The sequence below is a fragment of the [Clostridium] colinum genome (assembly GCF_940677205.1).
Lineage (GTDB): Bacteria > Bacillota > Clostridia > Lachnospirales > CAG-274 > Tyzzerella > Tyzzerella colina.
Genome location: NZ_OW712331.1, coordinates 915945 through 929516, shown reverse-complemented (window position 1 = coordinate 929516; position 13572 = coordinate 915945). Strand labels below are relative to the sequence as shown.

16 protein-coding genes are annotated in these 13572 nt (G+C 23.2%); 1 reads left to right on the top strand and 15 read right to left on the bottom strand.

The window, feature by feature from the left end:
- Positions 1-70 precede the first annotated feature (70 nt).
- The 10 genes from nth to NBW53_RS04530 form a co-directional block, all read right to left on the bottom strand.
- Positions 71-724 (bottom strand): endonuclease III, encoded by a 654-nt coding sequence (gene nth, locus NBW53_RS04575; protein ID WP_250278907.1) that lies wholly within the window; start codon positions 722-724, stop codon positions 71-73.
- The gene (locus NBW53_RS04570; protein WP_250278906.1) at positions 711-2495 is read right to left on the bottom strand and encodes a B12-binding domain-containing radical SAM protein; all 1785 of its coding nucleotides are present in this window, start codon (positions 2493-2495) and stop codon (positions 711-713) included. Before NBW53_RS04570 ends, nth begins: the two co-directional genes overlap by 14 nt.
- 3 nt (positions 2496-2498) lie before the next feature.
- The gene (locus tag NBW53_RS04565; RefSeq protein WP_250278905.1) at positions 2499-3998 is read right to left on the bottom strand and encodes a polysaccharide deacetylase family protein; all 1500 of its coding nucleotides are present in this window, start codon (positions 3996-3998) and stop codon (positions 2499-2501) included.
- Between the two features lie 82 nt (positions 3999-4080).
- Positions 4081-4938: a 16S rRNA (cytidine(1402)-2'-O)-methyltransferase gene (gene rsmI, locus NBW53_RS04560; protein WP_250278904.1), complete on the bottom strand. Its 858-nt coding sequence runs from the start codon at positions 4936-4938 to the stop codon at positions 4081-4083.
- Between the two features lie 11 nt (positions 4939-4949).
- On the bottom strand, positions 4950-5684 hold the full coding sequence (locus NBW53_RS04555; protein ID WP_250278903.1) for a tRNA1(Val) (adenine(37)-N6)-methyltransferase: 735 nt from the start codon (positions 5682-5684) through the stop codon (positions 4950-4952).
- Positions 5684-6553 carry a PSP1 domain-containing protein gene (locus NBW53_RS04550; RefSeq protein ID WP_250278902.1) on the bottom strand — a complete coding sequence of 290 codons (870 nt, stop codon included), beginning with the start codon at positions 6551-6553 and terminating at the stop codon, positions 5684-5686. The genes NBW53_RS04555 and NBW53_RS04550 overlap by 1 nt, the downstream gene beginning before the upstream one ends.
- 1 nt (position 6554) lies before the next feature.
- Positions 6555-7535: a DNA polymerase III subunit gene (locus tag NBW53_RS04545; RefSeq protein WP_250278901.1), complete on the bottom strand. Its 981-nt coding sequence runs from the start codon at positions 7533-7535 to the stop codon at positions 6555-6557.
- Position 7536: 1 nt separating this feature from the next.
- A complete protein-coding gene (locus NBW53_RS04540; protein ID WP_250278900.1) occupies positions 7537-7977 on the bottom strand; it encodes a YaaR family protein in 441 nt (146 codons plus the stop codon).
- Between the two features lie 93 nt (positions 7978-8070).
- Positions 8071-8691 (bottom strand): dTMP kinase, encoded by a 621-nt coding sequence (gene tmk, locus NBW53_RS04535; protein ID WP_250278899.1) that lies wholly within the window; start codon positions 8689-8691, stop codon positions 8071-8073.
- Positions 8692-8757: 66 nt separating this feature from the next.
- Positions 8758-9432 (bottom strand): YoaK family protein, encoded by a 675-nt coding sequence (locus NBW53_RS04530; protein ID WP_250278898.1) that lies wholly within the window; start codon positions 9430-9432, stop codon positions 8758-8760.
- A gap of 185 nt (positions 9433-9617) precedes the next feature.
- Here NBW53_RS04530 and trhA point away from each other — a divergent pair, with 185 nt between their 5' ends.
- Positions 9618-10268 (top strand): PAQR family membrane homeostasis protein TrhA, encoded by a 651-nt coding sequence (gene trhA, locus NBW53_RS04525; protein ID WP_250278897.1) that lies wholly within the window; start codon positions 9618-9620, stop codon positions 10266-10268.
- A gap of 56 nt (positions 10269-10324) precedes the next feature.
- On the opposite strand, the gene NBW53_RS04520 is transcribed toward trhA, so the two are convergent.
- From NBW53_RS04520 to NBW53_RS04500, 5 genes are read right to left on the bottom strand one after another with little or no spacing between them, the layout of a single operon-like run.
- The gene (locus NBW53_RS04520) at positions 10325-10861 is read right to left on the bottom strand and encodes a putative phage tail protein (RefSeq protein ID WP_250278896.1); all 537 of its coding nucleotides are present in this window, start codon (positions 10859-10861) and stop codon (positions 10325-10327) included.
- Positions 10851-11945 (bottom strand): baseplate J/gp47 family protein, encoded by a 1095-nt coding sequence (locus tag NBW53_RS04515; protein ID WP_250278895.1) that lies wholly within the window; start codon positions 11943-11945, stop codon positions 10851-10853. The genes NBW53_RS04520 and NBW53_RS04515 overlap by 11 nt, the downstream gene beginning before the upstream one ends.
- Before the next feature lie 2 nt (positions 11946-11947).
- Positions 11948-12346 (bottom strand): DUF2634 domain-containing protein, encoded by a 399-nt coding sequence (locus tag NBW53_RS04510; protein ID WP_250278894.1) that lies wholly within the window; start codon positions 12344-12346, stop codon positions 11948-11950.
- Complete coding sequence (locus NBW53_RS04505) at positions 12333-12620, bottom strand: DUF2577 family protein (RefSeq protein WP_250278893.1); 288 nt, start codon at positions 12618-12620, stop codon at positions 12333-12335. Before NBW53_RS04505 ends, NBW53_RS04510 begins: the two co-directional genes overlap by 14 nt.
- Before the next feature lie 8 nt (positions 12621-12628).
- On the bottom strand, positions 12629-13522 hold the full coding sequence (locus NBW53_RS04500; protein WP_250278892.1) for an XkdQ/YqbQ family protein: 894 nt from the start codon (positions 13520-13522) through the stop codon (positions 12629-12631).
- Positions 13523-13572 lie beyond the last annotated feature (50 nt).

Genomic DNA, 13572 nt, shown 5'->3' with positions numbered 1-13572 from the left:
AAATTTTTATTCAAACCATCACCACCTTGGTTATATTTTGGCTTAAATAAAAATTTTTATACTAATTTTTCTATTTTTTATTTTTCTTTTCTATTTTTTCATATTCTTTACAACAATTTTGCATAAAACATATAGTACAATTAGGATTTCTAGCTTTACATATAGCTCTACCATGAGCTATAACTTGAGTATTATATCTTATCCAATGCTCTTTAGGTAATATTTTCATAAGCTCAAACTCTATTTTTACTGGGTCATCACCTTTTACAAGTCCTAGTTTTTTAGATATACGTTTAACATGTGTATCTACAACAACACTAGGTATATTAAAAATATGACTTCTTACAACATTGGCCGTTTTTCTGCCTACACCTGCTAAGCTTGTTAAATCTTCTATACTATCTGGAACTTGTCCATCATAAACCTCTAAAAGTCTTCTTGTAGCTAAAATTATATTTTTTGCTTTATTATGATAAAATCCAGTTGGTTTTACATCTTGCTCCATTTCTGATAAATCTGCCGATGCAAAACTTTCTAAAGTAGTATATTTTTTAAAAAGTTTTTCTGTTACAATATTTACTCTATCATCTGTACATTGTGCACTAAGCATAGTTGCTATTAAAAGCTCATATGGTGTAGAGTGATTTAAATAACATTTATCTTCTGTTTTATAATACTCATCTAAAAGTCTTGTAACTTCTTTAACTCTTTCAGCAAGTCTCATTAAAATTACCTCTTTCTAAATAGTAATATTTAACCTTATATATTAAATCATTTTTTGTGTAATAATCAAATAACATATATGTTTCACCTTTATTTATTTGCTCAAAATTACTATTTATCATATTTTCTATATCAATATTAAATTTTTCAAAATAACACATTCTACTAATTTGTTTTGAATCATAATTTTGTAAATGAGGTACATATTTTTCTATATTTTCTTTATTATTATAAAATGTTCTTTCTTTTTCTTTAAAACTACTATTATACTCTGTCTTTATCCATAAAGGCAAACTTTTTAAATTATCATTTAACATAATATCAAATTTTATAATTTCATTTAGTATATCTTTGTTAATATTATTTAAGTTATTTAAAAAATTGTACATTATCTCATATAATTTCATTTTACTATGGCTAACATTAAAATAATTATTATTTTTCCAATATGATGCTAATTTTTCAAAAAAATCAAATGGTGATTCAAAAAATTTTATGCCATATTTTATTGTATTAATAGCTTTACCTGAGTTATAGTAAGTTTCTACCATTTCTTCTATATTTCTAATTATATTCATTTGTTCATAATCTATAAACTTTGTATATAATACCTCATATGGTGCTTTATCTTTATATACAATACCATATTTGTCTGCATTTATCCTAAGCCCAGATCCTTTTAAAAGTTTTAAAAATCCTAATTGAAACTGCTCTGGATATATATTAAAAACATTATTAAAAGAAGTTTTAAATATTTCATAGTCTTCAAAAGGTAATCCTGCTATTAAATCTAAATGCTGATGTATATTTTTTAACTCTTTTATTTTTCCTACTTTATCAAAAAGCTTTTGTAAGTTAGTTTTTCTTTTTATAGCTTCTAATGTAACCTCATTTGTAGACTGTACCCCTATTTCAAATTGGAAAAGGCCAACTCGTGCTTTTTTTAACGTATTTATCATATCATCATCTATTATATCTGCTGATATTTCAAAATGAAAATTTGTAACACCATTATCATTATCTATTAAATAATTCCATATTAATAAAGCAAATTTTTTGTTACAATTAAATGTTCTATCTACAAATTTTACTTGCTTTACATTATTTTGTAAAAAAAACTTTAAATCTTTTTTTACCCTTTCTTCACTTAAAAATCTAAGCCCTTTTTCTAAAGATGATAAACAATACTGACAAGTATAAGGGCAACCTCTAGATGCTTCATAATATAATATTTTATTTTCAGTACCATTAAGTCCTTCTTCATAAACAAAAGGTATTTTATCTAATTGTAATAATTCTCTATCTTTTGTTACAATAATGTTATTATAAAATTTAAAAGCTATTCCATCTATTTCTTCAAATGATTTATCTATACATTTTACATTGTTAAATTTATCTATAATTTCTTTTACAGTTTGCTCCCCTTCTCCAATGCAAACTATATCTACCCCTTTTTCAAAAAGGTAATCATAATCATAACTTACCTCTGGTCCACCTACAAATATTGTTGTATTAGGTAAAAGTTTTTTAATTGTAGATATTATATCTAAAACTATGTTTATATTCCATATATAACAAGAAAATCCTAAAATATCGGGCTTTTCTTCATATATTTTATTTATAATAACATCTTCATCATTATTTATAGTAAATTCTTCTATATGTATATCTGTATTATTTTCTTTACAATATGCATATATGCTTCTTACCGCTAAAGATGTATGTATATATTTTGCATTTATTGCAACTAATAAATTTTTTATATTAATCACTCCTTATTTTTTGGTGCGTGCATTAAAATATGTTAAGCCTTCTTTAACCTCTATTTCCTTGTAATATAAAAGTTCTTCTACTGTAACAAGTTGAAATCCTTGTTTTACAAGTTGTGGTATAACAACCTCACAAGCATCTGCAGTTGAAGTATATAAATCATGCATTAATATAATATCTCCATCTTTAACATTATTTAAAATTGCTTTTTCAATAGATTTAGCATTTTTAGTTTGCCAATCTTTAGTATCTATATTCCACATAATGAGCGGATAATTTACAGTTTTTTTAACATTTGAATTAGCAGCACCATAAGGAACTCTAACCATACTTGCTTCTTTTCCTATTATATTTTTAAGCTTATTATTTACAATATCAACTTCTGACTTTACTTGTTCAGTAGATAGTTTAGTTAAGTCTTTATGATTTGCTGTATGATTTCCTATTTGACAGCCTAAATTAACCATTCTTTTTAAAATATCAGCATCTTTATCTATTCTTCTAGATACAATAAAAAAAGTGGCAACAGAATTATTTTTTTCTAATATATCTAATATTCTAGTTGTAGTAGCACCATTAGGTCCATCATCAAAAGTTAATGCTACCATTGGTTTATTTTTATCTATTTTTCTTTTATTAATGCTTTTATTTCCTGTTTTTATATCTTTTACAGTAGTAGTTGTTGTTGATTTTATAGAGATTGTAGTTGTTTCTGTTGTTGTTTCTGTTGTTGATGTTAAAGTAGTTTCTTTTGTTGTTGTAACAGTCTCTTGTTCTAAATAATATTTTTTTATATAAGGTAAAACTTTATCAATTGGTATTTTCAATAATATTTCTTCTTGTTTTTTATAGTCATAAAAAAATATTTCTACCGATTTATCATTAAAAAATACTTTTTTATAGTTATTTTTATCTGGTTTTATATCATTATAATTTTCACTTTGTTTAGTTATATTAATACCATAAGTATTTAAAAAATATTGTTTTACATTCATAAAAAATAAATCTTCATAACCATTATTAAATAAACTTGGTATTTGTATTTCTTTATTTTCTTCTATATTTATAGCATATGTTTCATAAAATTTAATTGGATTAGGATATGTATTATAATTTCTTTCTATAATAAATTTTACAAATAAAATTTTATTATTAAAAATACTAATTTCTGTATCTAATTTAAAATTCATCTTATCTTCATTATAAATAGCCTCATAATTAGAAAAATCTTCTTTAAAACTATCAGCTAAATATTCGATATGTTTATATATTTCTTGATTAATAGTATCATTATTAAATACAGGATATTTAATCTTATATATAAGTGAAGTATCATATTTTTCTAATTTTTTAAACTCGTATTTTAACTCATTTTTATTGATATTACTATAATATTTACTTTCACTTTCCTTTATATCGTCATTAACATTTCCTATAGACGTTACAGGTATTGCTATTATACTAATAATTATAATTATAAATGCAAAAAAATTTAATTTCTTCATCAACGTATCCTCCAAGTTAGCATTATTTATAATTATAACACAATACTATTTATTTTTCTATTTATTTTTACATAATTTTATTTTATATATCAAAATTCTTTTTTATTTTTACTTGATTATAAACCTCTCTTTTAGATATACCTCTATCTTTTGCAACTTTTTTCATAGCTTCTTTAATATCTATGCCTTCTTTTACATATTGTTCCACTTGTTCATCAATAGATATATTATTTATTTGTTGTTTTTGTTTATTTAATATACTTTCCTCACTAGCCCCTTCCAAAACAATAACATATTCCCCTTTAGGTATATTATTTTCAAAATAATTTATAGCCTCGGACAAGGTAGCTTTTAAAACTTTTTCGTGCTTTTTAGTTAGCTCTTTTACTATAGATATATTTCGTTCTCCAATATGTTCATAAAGTTCTTTTAAAGTAGTTAAAAGATGATGCGGTGCTTCATATAATATATAAGTTCTAGTATCATTTTCTATTTTTTGCATAACTTCTTTTCTTACTTTTTTATTAGATGGTAAAAATCCTTCAAAGCAGTAACTTCTAGTTTTTAGTCCAGATAAAATTAAAGCTGTAATAGAAGCTGTAGCCCCTGGTAAAACAGTAATCTCTATATTATTTTCATAACATAATCTTATTAAATCTTCTCCAGGGTCACATATACCTGGCATACCTGCATCACTTACTAAAGCTATATTTTTATTATCTAATAATAAATTAATAAGTTTTTTACCCTTTGTTTCTTTATTATGTTCGTGATAGCTTTCTAAAGGAGTTTTTATTTCATAATGATTTAACAATTTAATAGTATGTCTTGTATCTTCAGAGGCTATCAAATCTACTTCTTTTAAAGTTTCTAAACATCTTAAAGTAATATCTTTTAAATTACCTATTGGTGTCGCACAAACATATAATTTACCTGACATTTTTAACTCCTTTAATTATAATATATTCTATTTATTTCATCTGTATATTCTCTATTTTTGTTATACACTATAAGATTTGGTAAAACTTTAAGCAAAGCTTTTCCATTTTTAACACTTTCTATTAAAACCATATTAGGTTCTTTATCTTGATAAGGTTGAATTAATCTAATTGTTTTAGGCTCTAAATTATATTTTCTTAAAGTGCAAATTATATCACAAAGCCTACTAGGCCTATGTACCATATAAAACTTACCATTTGGCTTTAACAAAAAAGAGGTTGCTTTTACTATATCATCTAAATTACAATGTATTTCGTGCCTAGCAATAGATTTTGCATCATATTCATTTACTATACCTCCACCTTTATTCATATATGGAGGGTTTGAAGTTACAACATCTATACTATTTTTTTTAAATTTTTCAAATACATTTTTTATATCTAAATGAAAAATTTCAATTTTTTCTGTTAAATTATTAAGCTTAACACTTCTTTTTGCCATATCAACACTTTCTTCTTGTATATCTATTGCAAAATATTTATAAGCATTTGTTTTTGCACTCATAAGTATTGGTATTATACCAGTACCTGTCCCTATATCAAAAACTATATCACCTTTTTTTGCCTTTGCAAAATCTGATAACAAAACTGCATCTATTCCAAAACAAAATTTTTTATAATCTTGTATAATAACATAATTATTCCTATGCAAATCGTCTATTCTTTCATTTTCTTTTAAAATATCCATTAATCTTCTATGTCCTTAAGCTCTTCCATACATATTTCTTCTTTAACTATTTTTCTTTTAATAATTTCTATTTCAGAAACATTAAAAAATTCTACTGTAGGTGTATCTTGAGCAGTTTTTCTAACAGCTGCTTTTATTGTTTGTCTTAAAACATTTACAGATAATACTTCGCCAGTACCTTTATCTGTTTTTATAATATCCCCTTCATTAGGTAAATTTTGTATAAGCTCTTCATATGCTTCTTGTTCATATTTTAAACAACACATAAGCCTACCACAAACTCCTGATATTTTAGTAGGATTTAAAGATAATTTTTGGTCTTTTGCCATTTTTATAGAAACTGGTTGAAAATCTCTTAAAAATGTTGCACAACATAAAGGACGCCCACATATACCAATTCCATTTACTATTTTAGCTTCATCTCTAACACCTATTTGTCTAAGTTCTATCCTCATTTTAAAAATAGAAGCTAATTCTTTTACCAGCTCCCTAAAATCAACTCTACCTTCTGCAGTAAAATAAAATATAATTTTATTTAAATCATAAGTAAGTTCAATGTCTATAAGCTTCATATCTAAATTATATTTTTTTACTTTTTCTACAAATATTATTTCAGCTTCTTTTTCTCTTTCCAAATTTTTTTTATGTTGGATTGTATCATCTTCTGTAGCTATTCTGATAAGATTTTTTATTTCAAAATCTATTTTATCATCGTCTATTATTTTATTTTCTATCTCTACTATACCATATCTTATTCCTTGAGCAGTTTCTACTATAACTGCTTGTTTTTTATCAACTTTTTTCCCATTAGGGTTAAAATAGTATATCTTTCCTCCTTTTTTCAGTCTAACACCAATTATTTCAGCCATTTTATTTCTCCTTTAGTCTTAAAAATAAACATTCCATAACCATATTAAAGTTGGAATTTTGTTCTAAATACATTTTTGCTTTTAATAAAGCATCTATCTTGTTTACTAAATTTTTAATAGACATATTTGATATATCTTCAACATTTTTTTTAATATCTTTTTGTATAATATTATCAAAATTTTTTGAATACTTAAATATTAAACTATCTCTATAAACTAATAAATATATATCTAAAATTTCAAATATATTTTCCTTCATATTTTCATATTTATCAATTAGATTATACATTTGTATAAGGTCTAATCCATCTAATTTTTCTACATCATTTATTATATCTTGTCTAAAAGCAAAAAATTTTTCAGAATGTGCTATATCAAAAGCTCTACCTATGCTACCTCTAGAATATGTTGCATAAAATTTTGCTATAGTTTCATTTATACCATTAGTTATTAAAAATTTTTCTATTAAATTTGGTGACAAGGGCTTTATTCTAAATAAAATACACCTTGATAAAATAGTAGGTAAAAAACTTTTATAGTTTTTAGATAACAATATAATAATTACAAAACTAGGTGGTTCTTCTAAAGTTTTTAATAATGCATTTTGTGCTTGAAAAGTCATATTATGTGCATCTTTTATAATAAAAACTTTATATTTATATTTAAAAGGCTTTGTTTCTATATTTTTTATAATTTTATCTCTAATATCTGATATACCCAGATTCTTTTTATCACTTTCTATAAAAAAGAAATCTGGGTTATTACCACTTTCAAAACTAATACAAGATGAACATTTTAAACAAGGCTCTGTTTTACTATTTTCACATAATAAAAGTTTAGCAAATGTCTTTGAGATTAGTTGTTTACCAGACTTTTCTTTACCATCTAAAATATAAGCATGTAATACAGTGTCATTTTTATTTGATGTTATTAAACTATTAATTATATGTCCATTACCAATTATATTTTGAAACTTATACATTTTATATTATAAGGTCTAATAAAAGACCTCTTATTTCTCCCGTTTTATCTAATATTGCTATATGATTTTTTTCAGTTTTTATTAATTCTTGAGCTAATTCATCTAACTCTTTATTTACTAGCTTTACTATACCATATACTCTATGTCTACCTCTTCTATCTAAAAAATTTTCTCTAGAAAACTGGTGGCTATTAGTTACAACTTCATTCATAAATTCTGTTATAAGGCTTCTATATTTTTTCATATCTTTTATATCCATATGTTCAGATATTTTTTTACCTTGAACAGTTATTTCATCTATTAATCCATTTAATTTTTGCATAAGGTTATCAGTTTCAACCTTATTTAATGTAAATTTAAAATCTTCGGTTTCTTGAACATCCTTTTTAGGTTCTACAGTAGGTAAATTTTCTAACCTTACATCACTTACCTTTAAATCCATATTATTTCTCCTTCTATCATTTAATTTTCACATTAAAATTTTATAGTAATTGTTAAAATATGTTTAAGTATAAAATTAAGTTATTTATCGTAATTAAATAAATAATTGTTCAATATATTTTATTATTTTTGCATGAATTTCTTCAATAGATAAAGTTGCATCTATAACTTTTATTCTTTCACTATTTTGTTTTATTAATGTTTTATATCCATTATAAACTTTTTTGTAAAAATAATCTTTTTCACTTTCTATTCTATCTAATTGTTTTTGTTCTTTTTTTCTTTCAATAGCTTTTTCAGGAGATAAATCTAAAAAAAATGTTATATCTGGTATTAATCCACCTGTAGCAATATTATTTATTTTTTTTATTACTTCTGTTCCAATATTTCTGCCAATTCCTTGATATACAATACTAGAATCTACAAATCTATCACAAATAACAATGTCTCCTTTTTTTAACTTAGGTACAATAATTTCATTTACTAACTGAGCTCTAGATGATGCATATAATAATGCTTCTGTCATATAATGCATTTCTTTATTTTCTATATCTAAAATAATTTCTCTTATTTTTTCACTAATTTTAGTTCCTCCTGGCTCTCTAACAAAAACAACATTAAATCCTTTTTTTTCAAGATAATCTTTTAAAAGGGTTAACTGTGTGCTTTTACCAGCTCCATCTGTACCTTCCATAGTAATAAATAGTCCTGACATATTTTCTCCTAAATTAAATTATTTTATTTTAATTATATCATAAAAAAATATATTTTAAAAGTACAATTATATTTTGTCAAAATTCTTATGATATATAATTATTAATAGTACAGATATAAATAATATTGTACATATGTATATAGATGATATACGAAAATAATTTACTAATATAATACCTAAAGATACACCTAACATAAAAGTAATAATTATAAATAAATATTTTAAAACAACTTTTTTTGCACTTTTTTCTTTATATATAGTCCATTTACAAAAAAATTCCATTAATGACCTTAAGTTTCCTGTGCACATAATAGGAGCAAATACATCTCCTTTAGACTTTTTAAATGTTGCTATCATTAAAGAGCATATAAAAGATATTAAACATATAATTATTACCATATAATCTTTTAATAATCCTAATCCTATTATAGCAGTACATACTATATTTATAGATAATACTATATTTATCCACTTTTTATTTTTATTAAACTTATATATTAAAATTTGAGCTATAATAATACCTAAACAAAAAGAAATTATTGGCAAAAGTCTTAAAAAAGCATTATAAAATTCCCCTTCAACTAAAAATATAGAAAAAAATATTATATTTCCTGTTTGTGTATTGGCAAATATTTTATCATATAAAACATAAGTATACGAATCTAAAAAACCACCTATAAAAGTTAAAATTAAGCTAATATAAATGTTTTCTTCTATGTGGCAAGCTTTTTTATTTGTCATAATAAATCCTTTCTAAAAATAAATATTATTTATGATATTATCATATTTTTTTTAATTTTGTCAACATTTTAGTATTAACATATAATATATATGTAATATTAATAAAAATATTGCGCTCATAATATTTTTATGTTATTATATTAATATATTATTATATAGTTTTTGAAACTAGATAGGAGGTTTTTATGAATATTTTTAAATCTTGGCGTGAACCTGTAAACGCTCTTACTCATCTTATTGCTTTCTTATTTATATGCCCTATTACTATGTTTTTATCTTATATTAGCTATATTAAAGGAGGGTTACAACATTTAATACCATTTTTTATATTTAGTCTATCTATATGTTTATTATATATATCTAGTACAATATACCATATGCTACCTGTTAAAGAAAATATAATAAAAATACTAAAAAAAATTGACCATATTATGATATTTATATTAATAGCAGGAACATATACACCTATATGTTTAATAAAACTAAATAATTCATTTGGATATACTATTTTAACTATTATTTGGATAATAGCATTATTAGGTATTATTTTAAAAATTTTTTGGATAAATGCACCTAGGTGGTTTTCCACATTAATTTATGTAGGTATGGGTTGGCTATCTTTATCAGCTTTTTTTCCTTTAATACAGAGTATCCAATTTAATGGTATATTACTTCTTATATTAGGTGGTATTATATATACTATTGGTGCTATTATTTATGCTACAAAATCTCCTAAATTTTCATTTAAGTTTTTTGGCTTTCATGAAATTTTTCATCTATTTGTTATTGGAGGTAGTATTTGTCATATAATTTTTATGTTTAAATATGTTTTATAAATTTCTATATAAAAAGCCCAATTAATCTAATTTTAATTGAGCTTTTTATATATTTTTTATTTTATTTCTTGACTTTCTTTTATATCACACCATTTATATTTTTTAATATCTTTCCATTTAAATTTATTTAAATCTTTCCATACATTATAATCTATACTAAGATTTATTATTAAATTCATAGGTACAATACGTTCTAATAAGTTATTAACTACTTCAAATAATTCTTTTTTATTTAAAGCTAATATTATGTTTAATATAAACTTATCATATATCATGTTAATACTATAATTTTTTTCACCGCATATAGAATCTAAGCTATTTTGTAAATTTTCAAGTGTAAATGGTAAAGTTTGATTATATATAGCTAATATATCATATTGCCTTTTTTCTATACTATCAGTTAATTTAGGAGTTATTTCTAACATTTTTTCATAATGCTTTGTAGCTATTTTACTCGAACCTATAATAAAAAAATCATTTAAAATACTTTCTATATCTTGGTTTAAATAATTAACTTCTTCTTCAGTAACAAACATTATAGACTTAATTTCTTCTATATCTTGCATAAACTGAGGTAAATAATTAATTAACATTTATTTCACCTCTTAATGGTATAGAAAACTCATCTAAAATAAAATTTTTATTACTATTATTTATTTTAGTATTTTTTACATCTTCTACCCCAAAAATATTTAATATACTGCTTTCTATATGGCTTATTCTAACAACAATATTATTACCCTCTTCCCAAGTTTTACAAAGCTCTTCAAGATATTTTGATATGCTTTCTTCTATATATTCTTTTACATCATTTACTTCATATCCAGATTTTAATTCTATTTCTGTATCTATATTTATTTTAATACATTTTGCAGGCTCAACAGTTACAAAATGTCCTATAGGAGCAATTCCCACCCCTTCTCCTGTGTGTTCTAAAGGGTCAATTTTTTGTTGTACTATGTTTAATAATTCTTTTGTAGGTTCGTTATAGCTATTATTAGTTATAAGTATTTTAACAGTTCCTCCACCATTAGGTACACGATATACTTTTATACCACCTATACCACCATTTGATATAACATTTTCATCTTCATTTAATAGCTTTACTTTTTCTATATAATCTGCTTTATTTCCTCCAAAAGCCTGACTTTTAAAGCTTTTAAAATATCTTTTTCTAAAACTTTCTGTTTCTTCTTCATCAATACCAGATATATATATTTTATGTATCTTAGCTTTTTTTAAGTTAGGTATATTGTCTATAGGCATTAAATCTCCATATGAAATATTACCTACACTACCTAGTTGTTCACATTTTAATTTATAATAATTTTCTTCTTTCTCTCCAGTATAAAAAAAGTTCACTTCTTTATCCGTAGAAAATCTTTCTCCACCTTTTAAATTAATATCTCCTTCAAAACTAGCTAAAATGGTTGAATATGTAGCACTAAAAGGTTTTAAACCTCTTTCCATAGCTCTTTTTATAAGGTAATATCTACTGGAAGTGTCTGCAAACCCCTCTTTTAAAACTCTGTCTAGTTCAATATATGCTTGTGCTAGTTCTGCACATATAGGAGCTAAAGCATCATATATAACAGAGCCTTGCCTTTTATCAAAATTATCCGAAACTTTTCCCATAGCTCTTTTTAATATATTATAAAATGTCATCTCTTCATACATAATTACACCTCCAATCTAAAATCAAAGTTGCCAAAAATAGATTTAACAATAAATTTAACACCCAAACTACACTTGTCATTATGTATATCAAAAAATTCAAAATTATATACATCTTTTATTCTATCATCTATAGATAAAGCATCTATTATACGATTTTCTATTTCTATTTTTACATATTCTTTAGGCATTCCTATTAAATCATCTATTTCCATACCATAGTTCCAATCGTATATTTCATATTTATACCTTTTAGTTAATAATATTTTATATATAGCTTGTTTTAAAGATTTTATTTCATCAAATAATCCTTCTGCTCTATTTTTACCAAAATCTATTCTATATGTTTTAGAAGGCATTGTTAAAATTTTAATATCTTCAATATTGTTTCTAATAGGTAACATTTTCCCTCCTTATATCTTCATTATCTAATATAGTGTCTATGATGAAAAATCTTTGACCACCACTTTCTCTTAATATAAGTAAATTTGTCCCTCTTTTAATATTTCCGTTAAACCTGCTTGTTCTCACTATTTCATTTTCTGTAATAAATAATTTTTCATCTAACTTTATTTTTAAACTATCTTCTTCAATAACTTCTCCTATATAAATATCTACAAATTTTAATGATTGTATTGTATGCAAAATGCTAGGCTTTATTATATCTAAAAAGTTCATATTCCCTCCTAAATATTTCTTAAACTAATTTTCATTGTATGTTCATCATTTTTTATTGTGTGAGTACATTCTTCAACAATCATTGTTTTAATTTTTTTATTTATACATACATTTATTAAGTTTCCAGATGATACTGTTTTATCACCAAAACATATAATTTCTATTTTTTCATTAATTTTATTATAACTATCAAGAACATTTTTAGCATAATTTTTTGCCTGAACCATATTAAAATCATTAGGCAAACGTTCAAATTTTCTAAGAGTACCCCATTTTTTCTTATTTTCATTATTTTCCATTAAATATGTAGATATAACTTTTGTTTTTCTATTTTTTACAGAAACTTTTACAGAATTATAAACATTTTTATCTATAGATGTTGTACTACAATAACTAATAATAGATTTATCACAATCTATCAAAATAGGTAATTTCATATTTTCATAACTTTTTAAAGATATCTTTCCAAAATCATCAAAGAGTATATATCTTTTATTATTAAAATTTTTTGTCAAATCAAGTGCAGTATATATAATATCTAATATACTTTGATTTTCTTCTATTCTATATGGTATAATATATCCTGTTTCTTCTATATTTCCTGTTTTTAATCCAAAATCAGAACAAATCATTTTTAATATCTGGCTTGCTGTTTTATTTTTGTATATATATGTATCTCTAGTCATAAAATATCTTATAGAGTTATAAGCTACTATATTAATAATCTCATTATCCACTACCTTTATAGTAAATATATATCCAAAAAAGATATTATGTTTATCAAGTTTTATACAGATATTATCTCCTTCATAAAATTTAATTTTATTATCTAATAATATACTTAATTGTAGCTTAGTTGGTTGATATTTATAACTACTTTTTATAACTATTTTGTCTATCACTCTATTTGTTATATCAATAATACTATCTTTAGAATATATAACTATCTCTA

Excerpts from the sequence above, each read along its gene's own strand:
- NBW53_RS04505 (WP_250278893.1), bottom strand. The coding sequence starts at position 12,620 with ATGAACTTTTTAGATATAATAAAGCCTAGCATTTTGCATACAATACAA.
- NBW53_RS04555 (WP_250278903.1), bottom strand. The coding sequence starts at position 5,684 with ATGGATATTTTAAAAGAAAATGAAAGAATAGACGATTTGCATAGGAAT.
- tmk (WP_250278899.1), bottom strand. The coding sequence starts at position 8,691 with ATGTCAGGACTATTTATTACTATGGAAGGTACAGATGGAGCTGGTAAA.
- NBW53_RS04515 (WP_250278895.1), bottom strand. The coding sequence starts at position 11,945 with ATGTATGAAGAGATGACATTTTATAATATATTAAAAAGAGCTATGGGA.
- NBW53_RS04520 (WP_250278896.1), bottom strand. The coding sequence starts at position 10,861 with ATGTTAATTAATTATTTACCTCAGTTTATGCAAGATATAGAAGAAATT.
- NBW53_RS04545 (WP_250278901.1), bottom strand. The coding sequence starts at position 7,535 with ATGTATAAGTTTCAAAATATAATTGGTAATGGACATATAATTAATAGT.
- NBW53_RS04565 (WP_250278905.1), bottom strand. The coding sequence starts at position 3,998 with ATGAAGAAATTAAATTTTTTTGCATTTATAATTATAATTATTAGTATA.
- NBW53_RS04510 (WP_250278894.1), bottom strand. The coding sequence starts at position 12,346 with ATGTTACCTATTAGAAACAATATTGAAGATATTAAAATTTTAACAATG.
- NBW53_RS04540 (WP_250278900.1), bottom strand. The coding sequence starts at position 7,977 with ATGGATTTAAAGGTAAGTGATGTAAGGTTAGAAAATTTACCTACTGTA.
- nth (WP_250278907.1), bottom strand. The coding sequence starts at position 724 with ATGAGACTTGCTGAAAGAGTTAAAGAAGTTACAAGACTTTTAGATGAG.
- trhA (WP_250278897.1), top strand. The coding sequence starts at position 9,618 with ATGAATATTTTTAAATCTTGGCGTGAACCTGTAAACGCTCTTACTCAT.
- rsmI (WP_250278904.1), bottom strand. The coding sequence starts at position 4,938 with ATGTCAGGTAAATTATATGTTTGTGCGACACCAATAGGTAATTTAAAA.
- NBW53_RS04550 (WP_250278902.1), bottom strand. The coding sequence starts at position 6,553 with ATGGCTGAAATAATTGGTGTTAGACTGAAAAAAGGAGGAAAGATATAC.
- NBW53_RS04530 (WP_250278898.1), bottom strand. The coding sequence starts at position 9,432 with ATGACAAATAAAAAAGCTTGCCACATAGAAGAAAACATTTATATTAGC.